This is a genomic window from Pseudomonas sp. Pseusp49 (genome assembly GCF_059491875.1).
In genome coordinates, this window is the sequence record NZ_CP168514.1 from 6,097,891 (window position 1) to 6,118,920 (window position 21,030).

At 57.2% G+C, this 21,030-nt stretch carries 31 protein-coding genes; 2 read left to right on the plus strand and 29 right to left on the minus strand.

Annotation, left to right across the window (positions count from 1 at the left end; genetic code table 11):
• Window positions 1-212: 212 nt before the first annotated feature.
• Complete coding sequence (locus tag ACEN83_RS27210; protein WP_495578883.1) at window positions 213-1,205, minus strand: GlxA family transcriptional regulator; 993 nt, start codon at window positions 1,203-1,205, stop codon at window positions 213-215.
• Window positions 1,206-1,305: 100 nt separating this feature from the next.
• Between ACEN83_RS27210 and ACEN83_RS27215 the strand changes: the two genes are divergently transcribed.
• The gene (locus ACEN83_RS27215) at window positions 1,306-1,854 is read left to right on the plus strand and encodes a cysteine hydrolase family protein (protein ID WP_007970130.1); all 549 of its coding nucleotides are present in this window, start codon (window positions 1,306-1,308) and stop codon (window positions 1,852-1,854) included.
• Window positions 1,855-1,959: 105 nt separating this feature from the next.
• Here ACEN83_RS27215 and ACEN83_RS27220 read toward each other — a convergent pair whose 3' ends face one another.
• Window positions 1,960-2,475, minus strand: a complete 516-nt coding sequence (locus tag ACEN83_RS27220; protein ID WP_007970128.1) for a single-stranded DNA-binding protein — start codon at window positions 2,473-2,475, stop codon at window positions 1,960-1,962.
• Window positions 2,476-2,484: 9 nt separating this feature from the next.
• On the minus strand, window positions 2,485-3,882 hold the full coding sequence (locus ACEN83_RS27225) for an MFS transporter (RefSeq protein ID WP_116582919.1): 1,398 nt from the start codon (window positions 3,880-3,882) through the stop codon (window positions 2,485-2,487).
• 191 nt (window positions 3,883-4,073) lie between these two features.
• Between ACEN83_RS27225 and uvrA the strand changes: the two genes are divergently transcribed.
• The gene (gene uvrA, locus ACEN83_RS27230; protein WP_495578884.1) at window positions 4,074-6,908 is read left to right on the plus strand and encodes an excinuclease ABC subunit UvrA; all 2,835 of its coding nucleotides are present in this window, start codon (window positions 4,074-4,076) and stop codon (window positions 6,906-6,908) included.
• Between the two features lie 64 nt (window positions 6,909-6,972).
• Here uvrA and bfr read toward each other — a convergent pair whose 3' ends face one another.
• From bfr to rplB, 26 genes are all read right to left on the minus strand, one after another.
• Window positions 6,973-7,437, minus strand: coding sequence for a bacterioferritin (gene bfr / locus ACEN83_RS27235; RefSeq protein WP_007970123.1), 465 nt, complete (start codon window positions 7,435-7,437; stop codon window positions 6,973-6,975).
• A gap of 148 nt (window positions 7,438-7,585) precedes the next feature.
• Window positions 7,586-9,040 (minus strand): catalase, encoded by a 1,455-nt coding sequence (locus ACEN83_RS27240; protein WP_495578885.1) that lies wholly within the window; start codon window positions 9,038-9,040, stop codon window positions 7,586-7,588.
• 239 nt (window positions 9,041-9,279) lie between these two features.
• Window positions 9,280-9,666 (minus strand): 50S ribosomal protein L17, encoded by a 387-nt coding sequence (gene rplQ, locus ACEN83_RS27245; RefSeq protein WP_007970429.1) that lies wholly within the window; start codon window positions 9,664-9,666, stop codon window positions 9,280-9,282.
• 42 nt (window positions 9,667-9,708) lie between these two features.
• Window positions 9,709-10,710 (minus strand): DNA-directed RNA polymerase subunit alpha, encoded by a 1,002-nt coding sequence (locus ACEN83_RS27250; protein WP_007970428.1) that lies wholly within the window; start codon window positions 10,708-10,710, stop codon window positions 9,709-9,711.
• 22 nt (window positions 10,711-10,732) lie between these two features.
• Entirely contained in the window at window positions 10,733-11,353 is a 621-nt protein-coding gene (gene rpsD / locus ACEN83_RS27255) for a 30S ribosomal protein S4 (RefSeq protein WP_003176404.1), read from the minus strand.
• Window positions 11,354-11,371: 18 nt separating this feature from the next.
• The gene (gene rpsK, locus ACEN83_RS27260; protein ID WP_002555466.1) at window positions 11,372-11,761 is read right to left on the minus strand and encodes a 30S ribosomal protein S11; all 390 of its coding nucleotides are present in this window, start codon (window positions 11,759-11,761) and stop codon (window positions 11,372-11,374) included.
• 30 nt (window positions 11,762-11,791) lie between these two features.
• Window positions 11,792-12,148 (minus strand): 30S ribosomal protein S13, encoded by a 357-nt coding sequence (gene rpsM, locus ACEN83_RS27265; protein ID WP_009045849.1) that lies wholly within the window; start codon window positions 12,146-12,148, stop codon window positions 11,792-11,794.
• 130 nt (window positions 12,149-12,278) lie between these two features.
• Window positions 12,279-12,395, minus strand: a complete 117-nt coding sequence (gene rpmJ, locus ACEN83_RS27270) for a 50S ribosomal protein L36 (protein ID WP_002555468.1) — start codon at window positions 12,393-12,395, stop codon at window positions 12,279-12,281.
• Window positions 12,396-12,419: 24 nt separating this feature from the next.
• Entirely contained in the window at window positions 12,420-13,748 is a 1,329-nt protein-coding gene (gene secY, locus ACEN83_RS27275; RefSeq protein WP_003228718.1) for a preprotein translocase subunit SecY, read from the minus strand.
• The gene (gene rplO / locus ACEN83_RS27280) at window positions 13,749-14,186 is read right to left on the minus strand and encodes a 50S ribosomal protein L15 (protein WP_003228720.1); all 438 of its coding nucleotides are present in this window, start codon (window positions 14,184-14,186) and stop codon (window positions 13,749-13,751) included. It lies immediately after the preceding gene.
• Window positions 14,187-14,189: 3 nt separating this feature from the next.
• Window positions 14,190-14,366 carry a 50S ribosomal protein L30 gene (gene rpmD / locus ACEN83_RS27285; RefSeq protein WP_003176408.1) on the minus strand — a complete coding sequence of 59 codons (177 nt, stop codon included), beginning with the start codon at window positions 14,364-14,366 and terminating at the stop codon, window positions 14,190-14,192.
• Between the two features lie 2 nt (window positions 14,367-14,368).
• On the minus strand, window positions 14,369-14,869 hold the full coding sequence (rpsE, locus tag ACEN83_RS27290; protein ID WP_003186035.1) for a 30S ribosomal protein S5: 501 nt from the start codon (window positions 14,867-14,869) through the stop codon (window positions 14,369-14,371).
• Between the two features lie 3 nt (window positions 14,870-14,872).
• A complete protein-coding gene (rplR, locus tag ACEN83_RS27295; protein WP_003186037.1) occupies window positions 14,873-15,223 on the minus strand; it encodes a 50S ribosomal protein L18 in 351 nt (116 codons plus the stop codon).
• A gap of 10 nt (window positions 15,224-15,233) precedes the next feature.
• Window positions 15,234-15,767, minus strand: coding sequence for a 50S ribosomal protein L6 (gene rplF, locus ACEN83_RS27300; protein ID WP_003176412.1), 534 nt, complete (start codon window positions 15,765-15,767; stop codon window positions 15,234-15,236).
• Between the two features lie 12 nt (window positions 15,768-15,779).
• Window positions 15,780-16,172, minus strand: coding sequence for a 30S ribosomal protein S8 (gene rpsH / locus ACEN83_RS27305; RefSeq protein ID WP_003186040.1), 393 nt, complete (start codon window positions 16,170-16,172; stop codon window positions 15,780-15,782).
• Between the two features lie 209 nt (window positions 16,173-16,381).
• Window positions 16,382-16,687, minus strand: coding sequence for a 30S ribosomal protein S14 (gene rpsN / locus ACEN83_RS27310; RefSeq protein WP_003176414.1), 306 nt, complete (start codon window positions 16,685-16,687; stop codon window positions 16,382-16,384).
• A 13-nt stretch (window positions 16,688-16,700) separates the two neighbouring features.
• A complete protein-coding gene (rplE, locus tag ACEN83_RS27315; protein ID WP_003210069.1) occupies window positions 16,701-17,240 on the minus strand; it encodes a 50S ribosomal protein L5 in 540 nt (179 codons plus the stop codon).
• A 20-nt stretch (window positions 17,241-17,260) separates the two neighbouring features.
• Window positions 17,261-17,575, minus strand: a complete 315-nt coding sequence (gene rplX / locus ACEN83_RS27320) for a 50S ribosomal protein L24 (RefSeq protein ID WP_003186046.1) — start codon at window positions 17,573-17,575, stop codon at window positions 17,261-17,263.
• An 11-nt stretch (window positions 17,576-17,586) separates the two neighbouring features.
• Window positions 17,587-17,955 (minus strand): 50S ribosomal protein L14, encoded by a 369-nt coding sequence (gene rplN / locus ACEN83_RS27325; protein ID WP_002555479.1) that lies wholly within the window; start codon window positions 17,953-17,955, stop codon window positions 17,587-17,589.
• Window positions 17,956-17,978: 23 nt separating this feature from the next.
• Window positions 17,979-18,245, minus strand: a complete 267-nt coding sequence (rpsQ, locus tag ACEN83_RS27330; RefSeq protein WP_003176419.1) for a 30S ribosomal protein S17 — start codon at window positions 18,243-18,245, stop codon at window positions 17,979-17,981.
• Window positions 18,246-18,247: 2 nt separating this feature from the next.
• Window positions 18,248-18,439 carry a 50S ribosomal protein L29 gene (gene rpmC / locus ACEN83_RS27335; RefSeq protein ID WP_002555481.1) on the minus strand — a complete coding sequence of 64 codons (192 nt, stop codon included), beginning with the start codon at window positions 18,437-18,439 and terminating at the stop codon, window positions 18,248-18,250.
• A complete protein-coding gene (gene rplP / locus ACEN83_RS27340) occupies window positions 18,439-18,852 on the minus strand; it encodes a 50S ribosomal protein L16 (RefSeq protein WP_003228729.1) in 414 nt (137 codons plus the stop codon). Before rplP ends, rpmC begins: the two co-directional genes overlap by 1 nt.
• Window positions 18,853-18,864: 12 nt before the next feature.
• Window positions 18,865-19,551, minus strand: a complete 687-nt coding sequence (rpsC, locus tag ACEN83_RS27345) for a 30S ribosomal protein S3 (RefSeq protein WP_007970424.1) — start codon at window positions 19,549-19,551, stop codon at window positions 18,865-18,867.
• Between the two features lie 13 nt (window positions 19,552-19,564).
• On the minus strand, window positions 19,565-19,897 hold the full coding sequence (rplV, locus tag ACEN83_RS27350) for a 50S ribosomal protein L22 (protein WP_003103908.1): 333 nt from the start codon (window positions 19,895-19,897) through the stop codon (window positions 19,565-19,567).
• 11 nt (window positions 19,898-19,908) lie between these two features.
• Window positions 19,909-20,184: a 30S ribosomal protein S19 gene (rpsS, locus tag ACEN83_RS27355; protein WP_002555486.1), complete on the minus strand. Its 276-nt coding sequence runs from the start codon at window positions 20,182-20,184 to the stop codon at window positions 19,909-19,911.
• A gap of 16 nt (window positions 20,185-20,200) precedes the next feature.
• The gene (gene rplB, locus ACEN83_RS27360; RefSeq protein WP_003228734.1) at window positions 20,201-21,025 is read right to left on the minus strand and encodes a 50S ribosomal protein L2; all 825 of its coding nucleotides are present in this window, start codon (window positions 21,023-21,025) and stop codon (window positions 20,201-20,203) included.
• Window positions 21,026-21,030: the final 5 nt, after the last annotated feature.

Genomic DNA, 21,030 nt, shown 5'->3' on the forward strand with positions numbered 1-21,030 from the left:
GCCGGTTGTGGCGCAAGTGATGGCATGAGGCCTGTTTTATTCTGCACGATGCTCTTTGATATGCCGGCATTTTGCACGACTCAATACTGGCACAGAACCCATGTGGGAGCGGGCTTGCTCGTGAAGGCAGAGTGTCATTCACCGCAAATGTTGACTGAAAGTCCGCATTCGCGAGCAAGCCCGCTCCCACATGGGGATTTGTGGTGATAGGCCTACCGCGCTACTGCCCCAGGCGTCACCCCAAACCGCATCCGATAATCACTCGGCGCCAGCCCGGTGATTTTCTTGAATGTCGCGCGAAACGCGCCGGGGTCCTGATAACCCACGGTCCAGGCAATATGGTCAATGGTGCCGTTGGTGAACTCGAGCATTTCCCGGGCCTTGCCGACTCGCAGATGCTGACAGTATTCGGTGGGTTTGAGGCCGGTGGCCGAACGGAAACGTCGCAGGAAGGTGCGCTCTTCCAGCCCTGCCTTTTCGGCCATCGCCGTCAGCGATACATCGGTCGCCCCGGTGCTTTGCAGCCAGTGTTGCACCTTGAGGATCGCCGCATCGCCATGACTGAGGATCGGCGCAAAATTGCTGCCGCACTCGCTGGCGCTGTCGCTGTGTTCCACCACCAGAAAACGCGCGGTACCGGTGGCAATGCTCGGTCCCAGCAACCGGTTGACCAGGCGCAAACCCAGTTCCGACCACGCCATCAGTCCGGCGGTGGTGATCAGGTCGCCGTCATCGACAATCGGTGTATCGGCCTTGAGTCGTATCGCCGGATAACGTTCGGCAAAACTCTTGGCCGAGGTCCAGTGGGTGGTGGCGCTGCGACCGTCGAGCAGACCGCTTTCAGCCAACAGGATCGAGCCCACGCAAACCCCGCCCAGTGTCGCGCCGCTGGCATGTTGCTCGCGCAACCAGCGGATCAAGCCCTGTGGCGCCTGGCCCTCGGAAAAACCGGCAATCGACGGCGGGATCAACACGGCCACCAGGGCACGCTGCGGGCCGGGAAGGCTGTCGAAGACCCGGACCGGCGGCTGATCACCCTCGACCTGCCAATGGCTGACCCGCAGCAGCGGCAACTGTGCAGACTGATGTTCAGCAGCGATCCGGTTCGCCACCCCGAACAAGTCCGTCAAGCCATGCACCGCCGCCATCTGCGCGCCGGGATAGATCAGCACACCAAGTTCGGCAATTGCCCTTTCTGCGTCCATTGTCAGTTTTCCCCCTCTTATTGTCGGTGCGGCCAATCCCGGGACCGCCTGCCAGCGCCAATACTTCATTCCACACCAAACACACATCGAGGAAACAGTCATGGCCAAGCAAGCGCTCATCGTAGTCGATATCCAGAACGACTACTTCCCCCAAGGCAAGTGGCCACTGGTCGGCGCCGATGCCGCCGCCGACAATGCCGTCCGCCTGATCAAGGCCTTCCGTGACGCCGGTGATCCGGTGGTGCACATCCGCCACGAATTCACCTCCGCAGAGGCGCCGTTCTTCACCCCGAACTCCGAAGGCGCGAAGCTGCACCCCAAAGTGATCAACCGCGCTGACGAACCGGTGGTGCTCAAGCACTTCGTCAACTCGTTCCGCGAAACCGAGCTGAAATCGATCCTCGACGAGCAAGGCATCAAGGAACTGGTGATCGTGGGCAGCATGAGCCACATGTGCGTCGACGGCATCACCCGTGCGGCGGCGGACTTCGGCTACACGGTGACCGTGATCCACGACGCCTGCGCCACCCGTGACCTGGAATTCAATGGCGTGTCGGTCCCGGCGGCGCAGGTTCATGCGGCGTTCATGGCGGCCTTGGCATTTGCCTATGCCAGTGTGGTGTCGGCCGACGAGTTCCTCGCGGCCTGAGTCTGCAGTTAACTTTCACCGCCCATAAAAAAACCCGCACTTCAGACCGAAGTGCGGGTTTTGTTTTGTCAGCTTGCTGCTTGTAGCTTGAGGCTTGCAGCTGCTTTAGAACGGAATATCGTCATCAAAGCTGTCGAAATCCGGAGCCGGTTGCGGTGCGGCCTGTTGAGGGGCCGGACGCTGTGGCTGCTGTTGCGGAGCAGGACGTGGAGCCTGCTGACGCGGAGCGGATTGCTGGTAGTTGTTACCGCCGCCCTGGCCCTGCTGGTCGCCCTGTGGACGGCCACCCAGCAGTTGCATGGTGCCTTGCATGTCGACCACGATTTCGGTGGTGTAACGCTTGATACCGTCTTTTTCCCACTCGCGGGTCTGCAGCTTGCCTTCGATGTACACCTGCGAACCTTTACGCAGGTACTCGCCGGCGATTTCTGCAACCTTGCCGAACATCGATACACGGTGCCATTCGGTCTTTTCGACTTTCTGACCGGTTTGCTTGTCGGTCCACTGTTCGCTGGTCGCCAGACTCAGGTTGGTCACGGCGTTACCGTTAGGCAAGTAGCGAACTTCGGGATCCTGGCCGCAAGTGCCGACCAATATGACTTTGTTAACCCCACGGGCCATAACGTTCTCCTAGGCTACGCACGCTGCCCCGGCCGGGTTGTTCACCAGGCGCTCAAGGGTGGTGCGATCCAATAGTTCGGTGTCCAGTTTGATGTAAATCGCCGCCTCTTCCGCGACGATGACTGCATCTGTTACCCCTACGACCGCCTTCAGGCGCTCGACCAGACCCGCTTCGCGGATCGCCTCGGGCGACAACGGCAAGCGCAGGCTTGTGACGTAGGGAGGTTCGCGCATGGTAACAGCAAAGGCCAGCCAGAGGGCAGCCAGAGCGGCGCATCCGAGGAACACAACCGACAGACCGCCATGCTGGAACAGCCAGCCACCGAGGATTCCCCCCAGTGCCGAGCCGAGGAACTGACTGGTGGAATAAACCCCCATCGCCGTGCCCTTGCCGCCTGCCGGTGAAACCTTGCTGATCAGCGACGGCAGTGAAGCCTCCAGAAGATTGAACGCGGTGAAGAACACCACCGTACCGATCACCAGAGACCGCAAGCTGTCGCCGAACTGCCAGAAGAATAGCTCAGTGAGCATCAGCGTCACGACGGCACCGAGTAAAACTCGTTTCATTTTGCGTTTCTTCTCGCCGTAGATAATGAACGGGATCATGGCGAAGAAAGAAATCAGCAGCGCGGTCAGGTACACCCACCAGTGCTGCTCTTTGGGCAGCCCGGCTTTCTCGACCAGCGCCAGGGGCAAGGCGACGAAGCTGGACATCAACATTGCGTGCAAGACAAAAATGCCCAGGTCCAGGCGCAACAGGTCGGGATGCTTGAGGGTCGGCATCAATGCCTGGCGCGCGACTCCGGACTCACGGTGCTGCAACGGGCCGGTGGAGCGCGGCACCATGAACATTACGATCACGATGCCGAACAGCGCCATGCCGCCGGTGGCCAGGAACAACCCGGACAACCCGAACGCGCGGGTCAGCAGCGGGCCGACGACCATGGCCACCGCAAACGACAGGCCGATGGTCATGCCGATCATGGCCATGGCCTTGGTCCTGTGCTGCTCGCGGGTCAGGTCGGACAGCAAGGCCATGACCGCAGCGGAAATCGCCCCGGCACCCTGCAGGATTCGCCCGGCGATCACGCCCCAGATCGAATCGGCATTGGCGGCCAGCAGGCTGCCGAGGGCAAAGACGATCAAACCCAGGTAAATCACCGGGCGACGGCCGATGCGGTCGGAAATGAAACCGAACGGAATCTGGAAGACCGCCTGGGTCAGGCCATAAGCGCCAATCGCCAGGCCGATCAGGGCCGGTGTGGCGCCGGCCAGATCCATCCCATAGGTCGCCAGTACCGGCAACACCATGAACATGCCAAGCATACGGAAGGCGAACACCAGGGCCAGACCGCTTGCCGCGCGGGTCTCGCTACCACTCATGCGCTCGCTGTGGGGATCGTGCATGGAAAAACCTCATGTGAACCGGCGGCGATTCTACCAGTCCCATCGATTGGCGGGGTATATCGCGACGCTTTGACGCGCATTGCTGACACACTCTTCATGTAAGACAGTAACCCTCTCGTTTGATAGTGTGCATCCATCCAGTATTTGGCCGTATACTCCTACGTTTTCGACGCCCGCCGAGCGAGGCCACCTTGGACAAGATCCTGATTCGTGGGGCTCGAACCCACAACCTGAAGAACATCGACCTGACCCTGCCACGGGACAAGCTGATCGTCATCACCGGCCTGTCCGGCTCCGGCAAGTCGTCGCTGGCTTTCGACACCTTGTACGCCGAAGGCCAGCGCCGCTACGTCGAATCGCTGTCGGCTTATGCCCGGCAGTTCCTGTCGATGATGGAAAAACCCGACGTCGACACCATCGAAGGCCTGTCGCCGGCGATCTCCATCGAACAGAAATCCACCTCGCACAACCCGCGTTCGACGGTCGGCACCATTACCGAAATCTACGACTACCTGCGCCTGCTGTATGCTCGCGTGGGCATTCCCCGTTGCCCGGACCACGACATTCCGCTGGAAGCGCAGACCGTCAGCCAGATGGTCGACCTGGTCCTCGCCGAACCGGAGGGCAGCAAACTGATGCTGTTGGCCCCGGTCATCCGCGAGCGCAAGGGCGAGCACCTGTCGGTTTTCGAAGAACTGCGCGCACAGGGTTTTGTCCGCGCCCGAATCAACGGCAAGCTTTACGAGCTGGACGAAGCACCCAAGCTCGACAAGCAGAAAAAACACACCATTGATGTCGTGGTCGACCGCTTCAAGGTTCGCGCCGACCTGCAACAACGCCTGGCCGAATCCTTCGAAACCGCGCTGAAACTGGCGGACGGCATCGCCCTGGTAGCGCCGATGGACGACGAGCCGGGTGAGGAGATGATCTTCTCCGCACGCTTCGCCTGCCCGATCTGCGGCCACGCGATCAGTGAGCTGGAACCCAAGCTGTTCTCCTTCAACAACCCGGCCGGCGCCTGCCCGACCTGTGATGGTTTGGGGGTAAAGCAGTTCTTCGACATCAAGCGCCTGGTCAATGGCGAACTGACCCTGGCCGAAGGGGCGATTCGTGGCTGGGACCGGCGTAACGTCTATTACTTCCAGATGCTCGGTTCGCTGGCCTCGCACTACAAGTTCAGTCTGGAAGTACCGTTCAACGAACTGCCCGCCGACCAACAGAAATTCATCCTGCACGGCAGCGGTTCGCAAAACGTCGACTTCAAATACCTGAACGACCGTGGCGACATCGTCAAACGCTCGCACCCGTTCGAAGGCATCGTGCCGAACCTGGAGCGCCGTTACCGCGAAACCGAATCGGCATCGGTGCGCGAGGAGCTGGCCAAGTTCCTCAGTACCCAGTCATGCCCGGACTGCCGCGGCACCCGCCTGCGCCGTGAGGCGCGGCACGTATGGGTCGGCGAGAAAACCCTGCCGGCGGTGACCAACCTGCCGATCGGCGATGCGTCCGATTATTTTGGCGGGCTCAAGCTCACCGGTCGGCGTGGCGAAATTGCCGACAAGATCCTCAAGGAAATCCGCGAACGCCTGCAGTTCCTGGTCAACGTCGGCCTCGACTATCTGTCGCTGGACCGCAGTGCCGACACCTTGTCCGGCGGCGAGGCCCAGCGCATTCGTCTGGCCAGCCAGATTGGTGCCGGCCTGGTGGGCGTCCTGTACATCCTCGACGAACCCTCCATCGGCCTGCATCAGCGCGATAACGACCGGCTGCTGGGCACCCTAAAGCACCTGCGCGACATCGGTAACACGGTGATCGTGGTCGAGCACGACGAAGACGCCATTCGCCTGGCCGACTACGTGGTGGACATCGGCCCGGGCGCCGGCGTGCACGGCGGGCATATCGTCGCCGAAGGCACACCGGCCGAGGTCATGGCGCACCCGGACTCGCTGACGGGCAAATACCTGTCGGGCCGGGTGAAAATCGAAGTCCCGGCCAAACGTACGCCGCGCAACAAGAAGCTGACGCTGGCGCTCAAGGGCGCGCGTGGCAACAACCTGCGCAATGTCGACCTGGAGATTCCGATCGGCCTGCTGACCTGTGTCACCGGCGTGTCCGGCTCGGGTAAATCGACGCTGATCAACAACACGCTGTTCCCGTTGAGCGCCACCGCGCTGAACGGCGCAACGACGCTTGAGGCGGCCGCCCACGACAGCATCAAGGGCCTGGAGCACCTGGACAAGGTCGTCGACATCGACCAGAGCCCGATCGGCCGTACACCACGCTCCAACCCGGCGACCTATACCGGACTGTTCACGCCGATCCGCGAGTTGTTCGCCGGCGTGCCGGAGTCCCGCTCCCGGGGCTATGGCCCGGGGCGCTTCTCCTTCAACGTCAAGGGCGGGCGTTGCGAAGCCTGCCAGGGCGACGGCCTGATCAAGGTCGAGATGCACTTCCTGCCGGACATCTACGTGCCGTGCGACGTGTGCAAGAGCAAGCGCTACAACCGTGAAACCCTGGAGATCAAGTACAAGGGCAAGAGCATCCACGAAACCCTCGAGATGACCATCGAGGAAGCGCGGGAGTTCTTCGATGCCGTGCCGGCCCTGGCGCGCAAGCTGCAAACGTTGATGGACGTCGGCTTGTCGTACATCAAGCTGGGGCAATCGGCGACCACGCTCTCCGGAGGTGAAGCGCAGCGGGTGAAACTGTCCCGCGAATTGTCCAAGCGTGATACCGGCAAGACCCTGTACATCCTTGATGAACCGACCACCGGGCTGCACTTCGCGGATATCCAGCAACTGCTGGACGTGCTGCATCGCCTGCGTGACCACGGCAACACCGTGGTGGTCATCGAGCACAACCTGGACGTGATCAAGACCGCCGACTGGCTGGTGGACCTCGGTCCGGAGGGTGGTTCCAAGGGCGGGCAGATTATCGCCGTCGGTACACCGGAGGAAGTGGCCGAGATGAAGCAGTCTCACACCGGCTACTACCTCAAACCGCTGCTGGAGCGTGACCGGGCTTAACCGGGCGCCATGAAAAAGCCCCTGTCACTTCATCGGTGACAGGGGCTTTTTTGTATTCGCTGAATCAGGCGTGGGATTGCAGGTAGTTCTCAAGCCCGATCAACTTGATCAGACCCAGCTGCTTCTCAAGCCAGTAGGTATGATCTTCTTCGGTGTCATGCAGTTGAACCCGCAGCATTTCGCGGCTGACGTAGTCCTTGTGCTGCTCACAGAGCTTGATGCCCTTGCACAGCGCAGCCCGCACCTTGTATTCCAGGCGCAAATCCGCTTCGAGCATCTCGGTCACCGTGGTGCCGACATCGAGATCGTCCGGACGCATGCGCGGGGTGCCCTCGAGCATCAGAATCCGGCGCATCAAGGCGTCAGCGTGCCCTGCTTCTTCTTCCATCTCGTGGTTGATTCGTTCGTAGAGCTTGGTGAAACCCCAGTCCTCATACATCCGCGAGTGGACGAAATATTGATCACGCGCGGCCAGTTCGCCGGTCAGCAACGTGTTGAGGTAATCGATCACATCTGGGTGGCCTTGCATTGCCCTACATCTCCCTGCTTGAAAGTTGTAGTTTGAACCAACATGCCCGTATCGTCACTCGCAAGACGCAATAAAAGCGAAGATATTCTGAGAAAACCAGCTGAAATAACGCAAAAACCGCCCAAACAAGGGCGGTTCTGCTTCTCATTTAGACTTCGTTAAGCTGTACGTTGAGCAGCTTTGCGATTGCTTCTCCATACGCCGGGTCAGCCTTGTAGAAATGTTGCAGCTGGCGATCAACCACATCACTCGACACCCCCGCCATCGCACCGGCGATGTTGCTGACCAGCAGCGATTTCTGCTGTTCAGACATCAAGCGGAACAACGCGCCGGCGTGACTGTAGTAATCAGTGTCTTCGCGGTGGTCGTAACGATCGGCGGCACCATTCAGGGCCAATGCGGGCTCTGCGTAACGAGGTGCCTGCTTCGGCGATTCTACGTAGCTGTTTGGCTCGTAGTTCGGCGCCGCACCGCCATTGCTGCCAAAGGCCATCGAACCATCGCGCTGATAGGTGTTGACCGGACTGCGCGGAGCGTTCACCGGCAACTGTTGGTGGTTGGTGCCGACACGGTAGCGGTGAGCATCCGCGTAGGCGAAGACCCGACCTTGCAGCATGCGATCCGGCGACAGACCAACACCTGGCACCATATTGCTGGGACCGAACGCCGCCTGTTCGACTTCCGCGAAGTAGTTCTGCGGATTGCGATTGAGCTCCAGCTCTCCGACTTCAATCAGTGGAAACTCTTTTTGCGACCAGGTTTTGGTCACATCAAACGGATTCTCGTAATGCGCCGCCGCCTGAGCCTCGCTCATGATCTGAATGCACACGCGCCATTTCGGGAAATCACCCTGCTCAATGGCATTGAACAAGTCGCGCTGGGCGTAATCCGGATCAGTACCCGCCAGGCGCGCAGCCTCGGCAGGAGCAAGGTTCTTGATCCCCTGTTGGGTCTTGTAGTGCCACTTCACCCAGTGGCGCTCGCCTTGAGCGTTGATGAGGCTGTACGTGTGGCTGCCGAAGCCGTGCATGTGACGGTATCCGTCAGGGATACCCCGGTCGGAGAACAGGATGGTGACCTGGTGCAACGCCTCGGGCGAATGCGACCAGAAGTCCCACATCGCCTGGGCACTCTTCAGGTTGCTTTGTGGCAAACGCTTCTGGGTGTGGATAAAGTCCGGAAACTTCAGTGGATCGCGAATGAAGAACACAGGCGTGTTGTTGCCGACGATGTCCCAGTTGCCTTCCTCGGTGTAAAACTTCAAGGCAAAGCCACGCGGATCACGCTCGGTATCGGCCGACCCACGCTCACCGCCCACGGTGGAAAACCGCAGGAAAGTCGGGGTTTGCTTGCCGACTGACTCAAACAGCTTCGCGCTGGTGTATTGAGTGATATCGCGCGTCACGGTGAACGTACCGTAGGCACCCGAGCCTTTGGCGTGCACACGGCGCTCAGGGATATTTTCACGGTTGAAGTGGGCAAGCTTCTCGATCAGATGAAAATCGTCGAGCAGCAGCGGGCCACGAGGGCCGGCGGAACGGGAATTCTGGTTATCGGCAACAGGAGCGCCACTGGCGGTGGTAAGCGTTTTGTTTTGGCTCATGCGATCTTCCTTCCTCTGTCGGTCTTGAACTGCCGGCTATCGGCTGAGAAGGAGTATTGATCATCAATGTTACACCTACAAATTCATTAACTTGCAGACATCGATAGATAAAAACTAATGATCAGCCCCCAAACCGATAATATGACAAGGGGAAGGATTCAAGGATTATACGAAGGTACATTTCTTACAGGCACAAAAAACCGGGCACTAGGCCCGGTTCTTTGTTTCAGACTGACGTCTTACTCGGCGGATACAGCTTCGCCAGCAGTAGCACGATCAACCAACTCGACGTACGCCATAGGCGCGTTGTCGCCAGCGCGGAAACCGCACTTGAGGATGCGCAGGTAGCCACCCTCACGGGTAGCGTAACGCTTGCCCAGGTCGTTGAAGAGCTTACCAACGATAGCTTTCGAACGAGTACGGTCGAAAGCCAGACGACGGTTAGCAACGCTGTCTGTCTTGGCCAGAGTGATCAGCGGCTCGGCAACGCGGCGCAGTTCTTTGGCTTTTGGCAGAGTCGTTTTGATCAGCTCGTGCTCGAACAGCGACACCGCCATGTTTTGGAACATGGCCTTGCGGTGCGAGCTGGTGCGGCTCAGGTGACGACCACTTTTACGATGACGCATGGTTCATTCCTTACCAAACACTACGTTCGGTGATTACGACGATCAGGCAGTCGCCTTGTCGTCCTTCTTAAGACTTGCAGGCGGCCAGTTGTCGAGGCGCATGCCGAGGGACAGACCGCGGGAGGCCAGAACGTCCTTGATTTCAGTCAAGGATTTCTTGCCCAGGTTCGGAGTCTTCAACAGTTCCACTTCGGTACGCTGAATCAGGTCACCGATGTAGTAAATGTTTTCCGCCTTAAGGCAGTTAGCCGAACGTACAGTCAGTTCCAGATCGTCAACCGGGCGAAGCAGGATCGGATCGATCTCGTCTTCCTGCTCGACAACCACTGGCTCACTGTCACCCTTGAGGTCGACGAACGCAGCCAACTGCTGTTGCAGGATGGTTGCAGCGCGGCGAATAGCCTCTTCAGGATCCAGAGTACCGTTGGTTTCCAGATCAATAACCAGCTTGTCCAGGTTAGTACGCTGCTCGACACGGGCGTTTTCCACCACGTATGCGATACGGCGAACCGGGCTGAACGAAGAGTCAAGCTGCAAGCGACCGATGCTGCGGCTTTCGTCTTCATCGCTCTGACGCGAGTCTGCCGGTTCATAACCACGACCACGAGCTACTACGAGCTTCATGTTCAGGGCGCCGTTAGACGCCAGGTTAGCGATTACGTGATCGGGATTAACGATCTCGACATCATGATCCAGCTGAATATCGGCAGCGGTAACCACCCCCGAACCCTTCTTCGACAAGGTCAGCGTAACTTCGTCACGACCGTGCAGCTTGATAGCCAGACCTTTAAGGTTCAACAGGATTTCAATTACGTCTTCCTGTACACCTTCGATGGCGCTGTACTCGTGGAGCACACCGTCAATCTCGGCCTCGACTACTGCACAGCCGGGCATTGAGGACAACAGGATGCGGCGCAGCGCGTTGCCCAGGGTATGGCCGAAACCACGCTCGAGAGGCTCGAGAGTGATCTTGGCGCGGGTTGGACTGACAACCTGCACATCAATGTGGCGGGGTGTCAGGAACTCATTTACCGAAATCTGCATGGATGCACCTATTTTCTAGCCCTTACTTGGAGTAGAGCTCGACAATCAGGCTTTCGTTGATGTCGGCGGACAGATCACTGCGAGCTGGAACGTTCTTGAAAACGCCCGACTTCTTCTCAGTGTCTACTTCTACCCATTCTACGCGGCCACGTTGGGCACACAGATCGAGAGCTTGGACAATGCGAAGTTGATTTTTTGCTTTCTCGCGAACAGCGACCACGTCACCAGCACGAACCTGGTAGGACGGAACGTTAACGGTCTGACCGTTTACGCTGATCGACTTGTGCGATACCAGCTGACGGGATTCGGCACGAGTCGAACCAAAGCCCATACGGTATACAACGTTGTCCAGACGGCATTCGAGCAGTTGCAGCAGGTTCTCACCGGTTGCACCTTTCTTGCCAGCAGCTTCTTTGTAGTAGCCGCTGAATTGACGCTCGAGAACGCCGTAGATACGACGGACCTTCTGCTTTTCACGCAGTTGGGTGCCGTAGTCGGACTGGCGACCGCGGCGTTGGCCGTGGATACCAGGTGCTGCTTCAATGTTGCACTTCGATTCGATCGCGCGCACGCCGCTCTTCAGGAAGAGATCGGTGCCTTCGCGACGAGCGAGTTTGCATTTTGGACCAATGTAACGAGCCATTCTTTACAATCTCCTGGATTACACGCGGCGCTTCTTCGGCGGACGGCACCCGTTGTGCGGGATTGGCGTCACGTCGGTGATGCTGGCGATCTTGTAGCCACAGCCGTTCAAAGCGCGGACTGCGGATTCACGACCTGGACCTGGACCTTTGACGTTGACGTCGAGGTTTTTCAGGCCGTATTCCAGCGCAGCTTGACCAGCACGTTCAGCAGCTACTTGAGCAGCAAACGGGGTGGACTTGCGGGAACCGCGGAAACCCGAACCACCGGAGGTAGCCCAGGAAAGAGCGTTACCTTGACGGTCGGTGATGGTCACGATGGTGTTGTTAAAAGATGCATGGATGTGGGCGATGCCATCAACCACTGTCTTTTTAACTTTTTTACGAGGACGAGCAGCAGGTTTTGCCATGATTAAATTCCTGTCGATTCGCTGGGGCGATTACTTGCGGATCGGCTTACGCGGACCTTTACGGGTACGCGCGTTGGTCTTGGTACGCTGACCGCGCACTGGAAGACCGCGACGATGACGCAGACCGCGATAGCAACCGAGGTCCATCAAGCGCTTGATTTTCATGTTGATTTCGCGACGCAGGTCACCTTCAGTGGTGAACTTCGCCACTTCGCCACGCAGCTGTTCAATCTGCTCGTCGCTCAGATCTTTGATCTTTGCTGCTGGGTTTACCCCAGTCTCTGCACAAATTTTCTGTGCAGTAGTGCGACCAACACCATAGATGTAGGTCAGCGAGATAACAGTATGCTTGTTATCTGGAATGTTAACGCCTGCAATACGGGCCATTCAGTGGGACTCCAATTGACAGCTACCTACGCCCCGGAAGCCAAGAAATAGGGCGCGAGATAATATCGCTGTAATAACAAATAATCAACCCGGCAGCGCACTAGCTGCCGGGCTTGAAGCACAATCACACTCAGCCTTGGCGCTGTTTGTGACGCGGTTCCGCGCTGCAAATTACTCGAACAACACCTTCGCGGCGAATAATCTTGCAGTTACGGCACAGCTTTTTCACCGATGCACGAACTTTCATCACCAACTCCTCGAACCTTATGGGTCAGCGCAGCATGCCGCTGCCGTAACCCTTCAGGTTGGCTTTCTTCATCAGGGATTCGTACTGGTGCGAAACGAGGTGCGATTGTACTTGGGACATGAAGTCCATCACAACCACGACGACGATCAGCAACGAGGTCCCGCCAAGGTAGAACGGTACGTTGGCTGCAACCACCAGGAACTGGGGCAACAGGCAGACGGCCGTCATGTAAAGAGCACCGAACATGGTCAAGCGAGTCAGAACGCCATCAATGTAGCGCGCAGACTGCTCACCTGGACGGATGCCCGGAATAAAGGCACCGGACTTCTTCAGGTTTTCCGCTACGTCTTTCGGATTGAACATCAACGCCGTATAGAAGAAGCAGAAGAAAATAATCCCTGCACTAAACAGCAGAATATTCAACGGCTGACCAGGAGCGATCGACTGCGAGATGTCCTGCAACCAGCCCATACCTTCAGACTGACCGAACCAGGCACCCAACGAAGCCGGGAACAGCAAAATGCTGCTCGCGAAAATAGCCGGAATAACACCGGCCATGTTCACCTTCAGCGGCAAGTGGCTGGTCTGCGCAGCGAAGACCTTGCGGCCCTGCTGACGCTTGGCGTAGTGAACAGCAATACGACGCTGACCACGCTCAATGAACACCACGAAACCGATAATCGCTACTGCCAGCAAACCGATGGCAACCAGGGCGAAGATGTTGATATCACCCTGACGTGCAGACTCGAAAGACTGCCCGATCGCTCTCGGAAGACCGGCGACGATACCCGAAAAAATCAACATCGAGATACCGTTGCCAACACCACGCTCAGTAATCTGCTCACCCAGCCACATCATGAACATCGCACCAGCCACAAACGTGGATACCGCGACGAAATGGAAGCCAAAGTCACCAGTGAACGCAACGCCCTGCCCCGCCAGACCAATGGACATGCCAATGGCCTGGACGAGAGCGAGGACGACAGTGCCGTAGCGGGTGTACTGGCTGATCTTGCGACGGCCAGCTTCACCTTCCTTCTTCAACTGCTCCAGCTGCGGGCTGACGGCGGTCATCAGTTGCATGATGATCGATGCCGAGATGTACGGCATGATCCCCAGTGCAAAGATACTCATCCGCTCCAGCGCGCCGCCGGAAAACATGTTGAACAAGCTAAGAATGGTCCCCTCATTCTGTCGAAACAGGTCCGCGAGTCGGTCCGGGTTGATACCTGGAACCGGGATGTGTGCGCCTATTCGGTAGACGATAATCGCCAGGAACAGAAAACGCAGACGAGCCCAGAGTTCAGACATACCGCCTTTGCCGAGCGCAGAGAGAGCACCTTGCTTAGCCATTTATTCCTCGAACTTGCCGCCAGCTGCTTCGATAGCCGCACGCGCACCTTTGGTGGCGCCGATTCCCTTGCCGATAGTGACAGCGCGAGTCACTTCACCGGACAGCATGATTTTCACACGCTGTACGTTGACGTTGATCACGTTGGCATCTTTCAGGGACTGCACGGTGACGATGTCGCCTTCCACTTTGGCCAGCTCGGACAGACGCACTTCTGCGCGGTCCATGGCTTTCAGGGAAACGAAACCGAACTTCGGCAGGCGACGATGCAGCGGCTGTTGACCGCCTTCAAAGCCTGGAGCAATGGTGCCACCGGAGCGAGAGGTCTGACCTTTGTGACCACGGCCACCAGTCTTACCCAAACCGCTACCGATACCACGGCCCGGACGATGCTTTTCGCGACGGGAACCCGGCGCTGGACTCAGATCATTGAGTTTCATCGATTAACCCTCGACACGCAGCATGTAGTAAGCCTTGTTGATCATCCCGCGATTCTCGGGAGTATCCTGGACTTCTACAGTGTGACCGATGCGACGCAGACCCAGACCCTTAACGCACAGTTTGTGGTTAGGGATGCGGCCGGTCATGCTTTTGATCAGCGTAACTTTAACGGTAGCCATGATCAGAAGATCTCCTTGACGCTTTTGCCACGCTTGGCGGCAATGGATTCAGGAGACTGCATTGCTTTCAAACCCTTGAAAGTGGCGTGAACCACGTTTACCGGGTTAGTCGAGCCGTAGCACTTGGCCAGAACGTTCTGAACGCCAGCAACTTCGAGGACAGCACGCATAGCGCCGCCAGCGATGATACCGGTACCTTCAGAAGCAGGCTGCATGTACACCTTCGAAGCGCCGTGAGCGGACTTCATGGCGTACTGCAGGGTGGTGCCGTTCAGATCAACCTGGATCATGTTGCGGCGAGCAGCTTCCATTGCCTTCTGGATCGCAGCAGGCACTTCACGCGACTTGCCACGGCCGAAGCCAACACGGCCCTTACCATCACCAACCACGGTCAACGCGGTGAAAGTGAAGATACGGCCGCCTTTAACGGTTTTGGCTACGCGGTTAACTTGAACCAGCTTCTCGATGTAGCCTTCGTCGCGCTTTTGGTCGTTATTTGACATAACTTAGAACTCCAGCCCAGCTTCACGAGCAGCATCAGCCAGCGCTTTAACGCGGCCGTGGTACTTGAAGCCAGAGCGGTCGAAAGCCACCTGCGAGACGCCAGCGGCCTTAGCACGCGTAGCGACCAGCTGGCCAACCTTAGTGGCCGCGTCGATGTTGCCGGTGGCACCATCACGCAGTTCTTTATCCAAAGTCGAGGCGCTTGCCAGGACTTTGTTGCCGTCGGCCGAAATGACCTGGGCGTAGATGTGCTGCGAAGAGCGGAACACGCAGAGACGCACGACTTCGAGTTCGTGCATTTTCAGGCGTGCTTTGCGAGCGCGACGCAGTCGAGTAACTTTTTTGTCGGTCATTTGCTATGCCCTACTTCTTCTTGGCTTCTTTACGACGGACGACTTCGTCCGCGTAGCGCACACCTTTGCCTTTGTACGGCTCTGGTGGACGGAAGTCGCGGATCTCGGCGGCCACTTGACCTACCAGCTGCTTGTCGATGCCCTTGATCAGGATATCGGTCTGGCTAGGAGTCTCAGCGGTGATGCCTTCCGGCAGTTCGTAATCCACTGGGTGCGAGAAGCCAAGAGCCAGGTTCAGCACTGTGCCTTTTGCTTGCGCTTTGTAACCAACACCGACCAGCTGGAGCTTGCGCTCGAAGCCTTGGCTTACGCCTTGGACCATGTTGTTTACCAACGCACGAGTGGTACCAGCCATTGCGCGAGTCTGTTGATCGCCATTGCGAGCAGCGAAACGCAGCTCACCAGCTTCTTCAACGATCTCAACGGACGAATGGATGTTCAGTTCGAGAGTGCCCTTGGCACCCTTCACCGAAAGCTGTTGGCCTGCGAATTTTACTTCGACACCGGCTGGCAGCTTAACGGGGTTCTTAGCGACGCGAGACATGCTTATCCCCCCTTAGAACACAGTGCAAAGAACTTCGCCGCCGACACCGGCAGCGCGCGCAGCACGATCAGTCATCACACCCTTGTTGGTGGAGACGATAGACACACCGAGACCGCCACGAACTTTTGGCAGATCATCGACGGACTTGTACTGACGCAGGCCTGGACGGCTAACGCGCTTCACTTCTTCGATAACCGGACGGCCTTCGAAGTACTTCAGCTCGATGGACAGCAGTGGTTTGATTTCGCTGCTGATCTGATAACCCGCAATGTAACCTTCGTCCTTCAGGACTTTGGCAACAGCTACCTTCAACGTGGAAGATGGCATGCTTACGACGGACTTTTCAGCCATCTGGGCATTACGGATACGAGTTAGCATGTCCGCTAACGGGTCCTGCATACTCATGGGCTAGACGCTCCTAATACAAAAAAATTAGCCTTGCGGCTATTACGTGTCGCCGAGAATCTCCGGGCATGAAAAACACGGGCTCAGGCGAGCCGGGTATTCTAGACACACCCCAGAAATGAATCAAGCCCCAAAAGGGGCTTGATCCAGATTCAAGGCCACCGGTGGTCAGGATCTTGCGATCCTGGACACCGAGACTTTGACAGTACTTACCAGCTGGCTTTAACCAGACCCGGTACGTCACCACGCATGGCAGCTTCACGCAGCTTGTTACGGCCGAGGCCGAACTTGCGGTAAACGCCGTGTGGACGACCGGTCAGGCGGCAGCGGTTACGCATGCGCGAAGCGCTTGCGTCACGTGGCTGCTTCTGCAGGGCTACTGTAGCTTCCCAACGCGCTTCTGGACTTGCGTTCAGATCAACGATGATAGCTTTCAGTGCTGCACGCTTCTTGGCGTACTTGGCAACCGTGAGCTGACGCTTCAGCTCGCGGTTTTTCATGCTCATCTTGGCCATGGTCCTACTCCAATCAGTTGCGGAACGGGAATTTGAACGCACGCAGCAGAGCGCGGCCTTCATCATCGTTCTTGGCAGTGGTGGTCAGGGTGATGTCCAGACCGCGGAGAGCATCGATCTTGTCGTAGTCGATTTCCGGGAAGATGATCTGCTCTTTCACGCCCATGCTGTAGTTACCACGACCATCGAAGGACTTGGCATTCAGGCCGCGGAAGTCGCGAACCCGAGGCAGGGAGATCGACAGCAGACGATCCAGGAACTCGTACATACGCTCACGGCGCAGGGTCACTTTGACGCCGATCGGCCAACCTTCACGGACTTTAAAGCCTGCGATGGATTTGCGAGCGTAGGTCACAACGACTTTCTGGCCGGTGATCTTTTCCAGGTCAGCAACAGCGTGCTCGATGACTTTTTTGTCGCCGATCGCTTCGCCCAGACCCATGTTCAGGGTGATTTTGGTAACGCGCGGAACTTCCATCACGTTCGAAAGCTTAAGTTCTTCCTTAAGTTTCGGAGCGATTTCCTTCCGGTAAATCTCTTTTAGTCGTGCCATGGTCTTCTACCTAGCAGTGTTCAAGCATCAACCGCTTTTTGGGTCGACTTGAAGACACGAATTTTCTTACCGTCTTCTACTTTGAAACCAACGCGGTCAGCCTTGTTGGTTTCGCCGTTGAAGATGGCGACGTTGGAAGCGTGCAGTGGCGCTTCTTTCTCGACGATACCGCCCTGTACGCCCGACATCGGGTTAGGCTTGGTATGACGCTTGACCAGGTTCAGACCACCAACAACCAGACGGTTGTCAGCAAGAACCTTCAGCACCTTACCGCGCTTACCTTTGTCTTTGCCGGCGATCACGATGATCTCGTCGTCACGACGAATCTTTTGCATGTCGGATCTCCTTACAGCACTTCTGGGGCGAGCGAGACGATCTTCATGAACTTCTCAGTACGAAGTTCACGGGTCACTGGCCCAAAGATACGGGTGCCGATCGGCTCTTGCTTGTTGTTCAACAGAACAGCAGCGTTGCCATCAAAGCGGATAATGGAGCCATCAGCACGACGTACGCCGTGACGAGTGCGGACTACAACAGCAGTCATCACTTGGCCTTTTTTCACTTTACCGCGAGGAATTGCTTCCTTCACGGTAACTTTGATGATGTCACCGATACCAGCGTAACGACGATGGGAGCCACCCAGCACCTTGATGCACATAACGCGGCGAGCGCCGCTGTTATCGGCCACATCGAGCATGGATTGAGTCTGAATCATATAATTTCTCCGACCCCTAGTCCTTAGACTTCCACAGCGCGTTCGAGAACATCAACCAGCGCCCAAGACTTGGTCTTGGCCAAAGGACGAGTTTCACGAATAGTGACTTTGTCGCCGATGTGGCACTGATTGGTTTCGTCGTGCGCGTGCAGCTTAGTCGAACGCTTAACGTATTTACCGTAGATCGGGTGCTTAACGCGACGCTCGATCAGAACGGTGATGGTTTTGTCCATCTTGTCGCTGACAACACGGCCAGTCAGCGTACGGACAGTTTTTTCGGCTTCAGCCATGATTACTTACCTGCCTGCTGGTTGAGCACAGTCTTCACGCGAGCGATGTCACGCTTAACTTGCGAGAGCAGATGAGACTGCCCCAACTGGCCAGTTGCTTTCTGCATACGCAGATTGAACTGGTCGCGCAGCAGGCCGAGCAGTTGCTCGTTCAGCTGCTGTGCGGATTTTTCACGAAGTTCATTCGCTTTCATCACATCACCGTCCGTTTAACAAAGGAGGTGGCGAGCGGCAGCTTTGCAGCAGCCAGGGCGAAAGCCTCACGCGCCAGCTCTTCAGAAACACCCTCGATTTCATACAGGACTTTGCCTGGCTGAATCTGGGCAACCCAGTATTCCACGTTACCCTTACCTTTACCCATACGAACCTCGAGAGGCTTCTTGGAGATCGGCTTGTCCGGGAATACACGGATCCAGATCTTGCCGCCACGTTTTACGTGACGGGTCAGAGCACGACGCGCTGACTCGATCTGACGAGCGGTGAGACGACCACGAGCAACAGACTTCAGCGCGAACTCGCCGAAGCTGACTTTGCTACCGCGCAATGCCAGGCCACGGTTGTGACCAGTCATTTGCTTGCGGAACTTCGTACGCTTTGGTTGCAACATTTGGCGTACCCCTTACTTAGCAGCTTTTTTACGAGGCGCTGGTGCTTGTGGTTTCAGTTCTTCTTGGCGACCACCAATTACTTCGCCTTTGAAGATCCAAACCTTTACACCGATCACACCGTAAGTGGTGTGAGCTTCGTAGTTGGCATAGTCGATGTCGGCACGCAGGGTGTGCAATGGCACACGACCTTCGCGATACCATTCAGTACGTGCGATTTCAGCACCGCCGAGACGACCGCTCACTTGGATTTTGATGCCTTTGGCACCAATGCGCATGGCGTTCTGTACGGCGCGCTTCATAGCACGACGGAACATTACGCGACGCTCCAGCTGCTGAGCTACGCTCTGCGCAACCAGCATACCGTCGAGCTCCGGCTTGCGGATCTCTTCGATATTGATGTGCACAGGCACACCCATTTGCTTGGTCAGGTCCTGACGCAGTTTCTCAACATCTTCACCTTTCTTCCCGATAACGATACCTGGACGAGCGGTGTGGATGGTGATGCGTGCAGTTTGGGCCGGACGATGGATATCGATACGGCTTACGGACGCGCTTTTTAGTTTGTCTTGGAGGTACTCACGCACATTCAGATCTGCGAGCAAATAGTCCGCATAAGTCCGACCGTCTGCGTACCAGACGGAGGTGTGCTCCTTGACGATTCCCAGGCGAATGCCAATGGGATGTACTTTCTGACCCATCTCTTCGACTCCGTTACTTGTCAGCAACCTTGACAGTGATATGGCAAGACCGCTTGACGATGCGATCAGCACGGCCTTTGGCACGTGGCATGATGCGCTTCAGCGAACGCCCTTCGTTGACGAAAACGGTGCTGACCTTCAGGTCATCAACGTCTGCGCCTTCGTTATGCTCGGCGTTGGCTACGGCCGACTCCAGCACTTTCTTCATGATCTCGGCGGCTTTCTTACTGCTGAAAGCCAACAGGTTGAGCGCTTCGCCCACCTTCTTCCCGCGGATCTGGTCGGCGACCAAGCGGGCTTTCTGGGCGGAGATTCGAGCGCCCGACAACTTAGCGGCTACTTCCATTTCCTAACCCCTTAACGCTTGGCTTTCTTGTCTGCCACGTGCCCGCGATAAGTGCGGGTACCGGCGAACTCGCCCAGTTTGTGGCCGACCATGTCTTCGTTCACGAGAACTGGGACGTGCTGACGACCGTTGTGTACTGCGATGGTCAGACCGACCATTTGTGGCAGGATCATCGAACGACGCGACCAGGTTTTCACCGGTTTGCGATCGTTCTTTTCCGCCGCCACTTCGATCTTCTTCAGTAGGTGAAGATCGATAAAAGGACCTTTTTTCAGAGAACGTGGCACTGTCGTATCCCTCTATTTACTTGCGACGACGGACGATCATTTTGTCGGTACGCTTATTACCACGAGTCTTCGCGCCCTTAGTCGGGAAGCCCCATGGCGATACCGGATGACGACCACCAGAGGTACGACCTTCACCACCACCATGTGGGTGGTCAACCGGGTTCATGGCAACACCACGAACGGTTGGGCGAACGCCACGCCAGCGTTTGGCACCGGCTTTACCCAGCGAACGCAGGCTGTGCTCGGAGTTCGAGACTTCGCCCAGGGTCGCACGGCATTCAGCCAGGACTTTACGCATTTCACCGGAACGCAGACGCAGGGTAACGTACACGCCTTCACGAGCGATCAGCTGAGCCGAAGCACCAGCGGAACGAGCGATCTGTGCGCCTTTACCTGGCTTCAGTTCGATGCCGTGTACGGTAGAACCGACTGGAATGTTGCGCAGTTGCAGAGCGTTGCCTGGCTTGATTGGAGCCAGAGCGCCTGCGATCAGCTGGTCGCCAGCACTCACGCCTTTAGGGGCGATGATGTAGCGGCGCTCGCCGTCTGCGTAGCAGAGCAGTGCGATGTGAGCAGTACGGTTTGGATCGTATTCGATACGCTCGACAGTGGCGACGATGCCATCTTTGTCGTTGCGACGGAAATCGACCATACGGTAATGCTGCTTATGACCACCACCGATGTGACGAGTGGTAATACGGCCATTGTTGTTACGACCACCAGTCTTCGATTTCTTCTCGAGCAGCGGTGCGTGAGGAGCGCCTTTATGCAGCTCCTGGTTGACCACCTTGACCACAAAACGGCGGCCAGGGGAAGTCGGTTTGCATTTAACGATTGCCATGATGC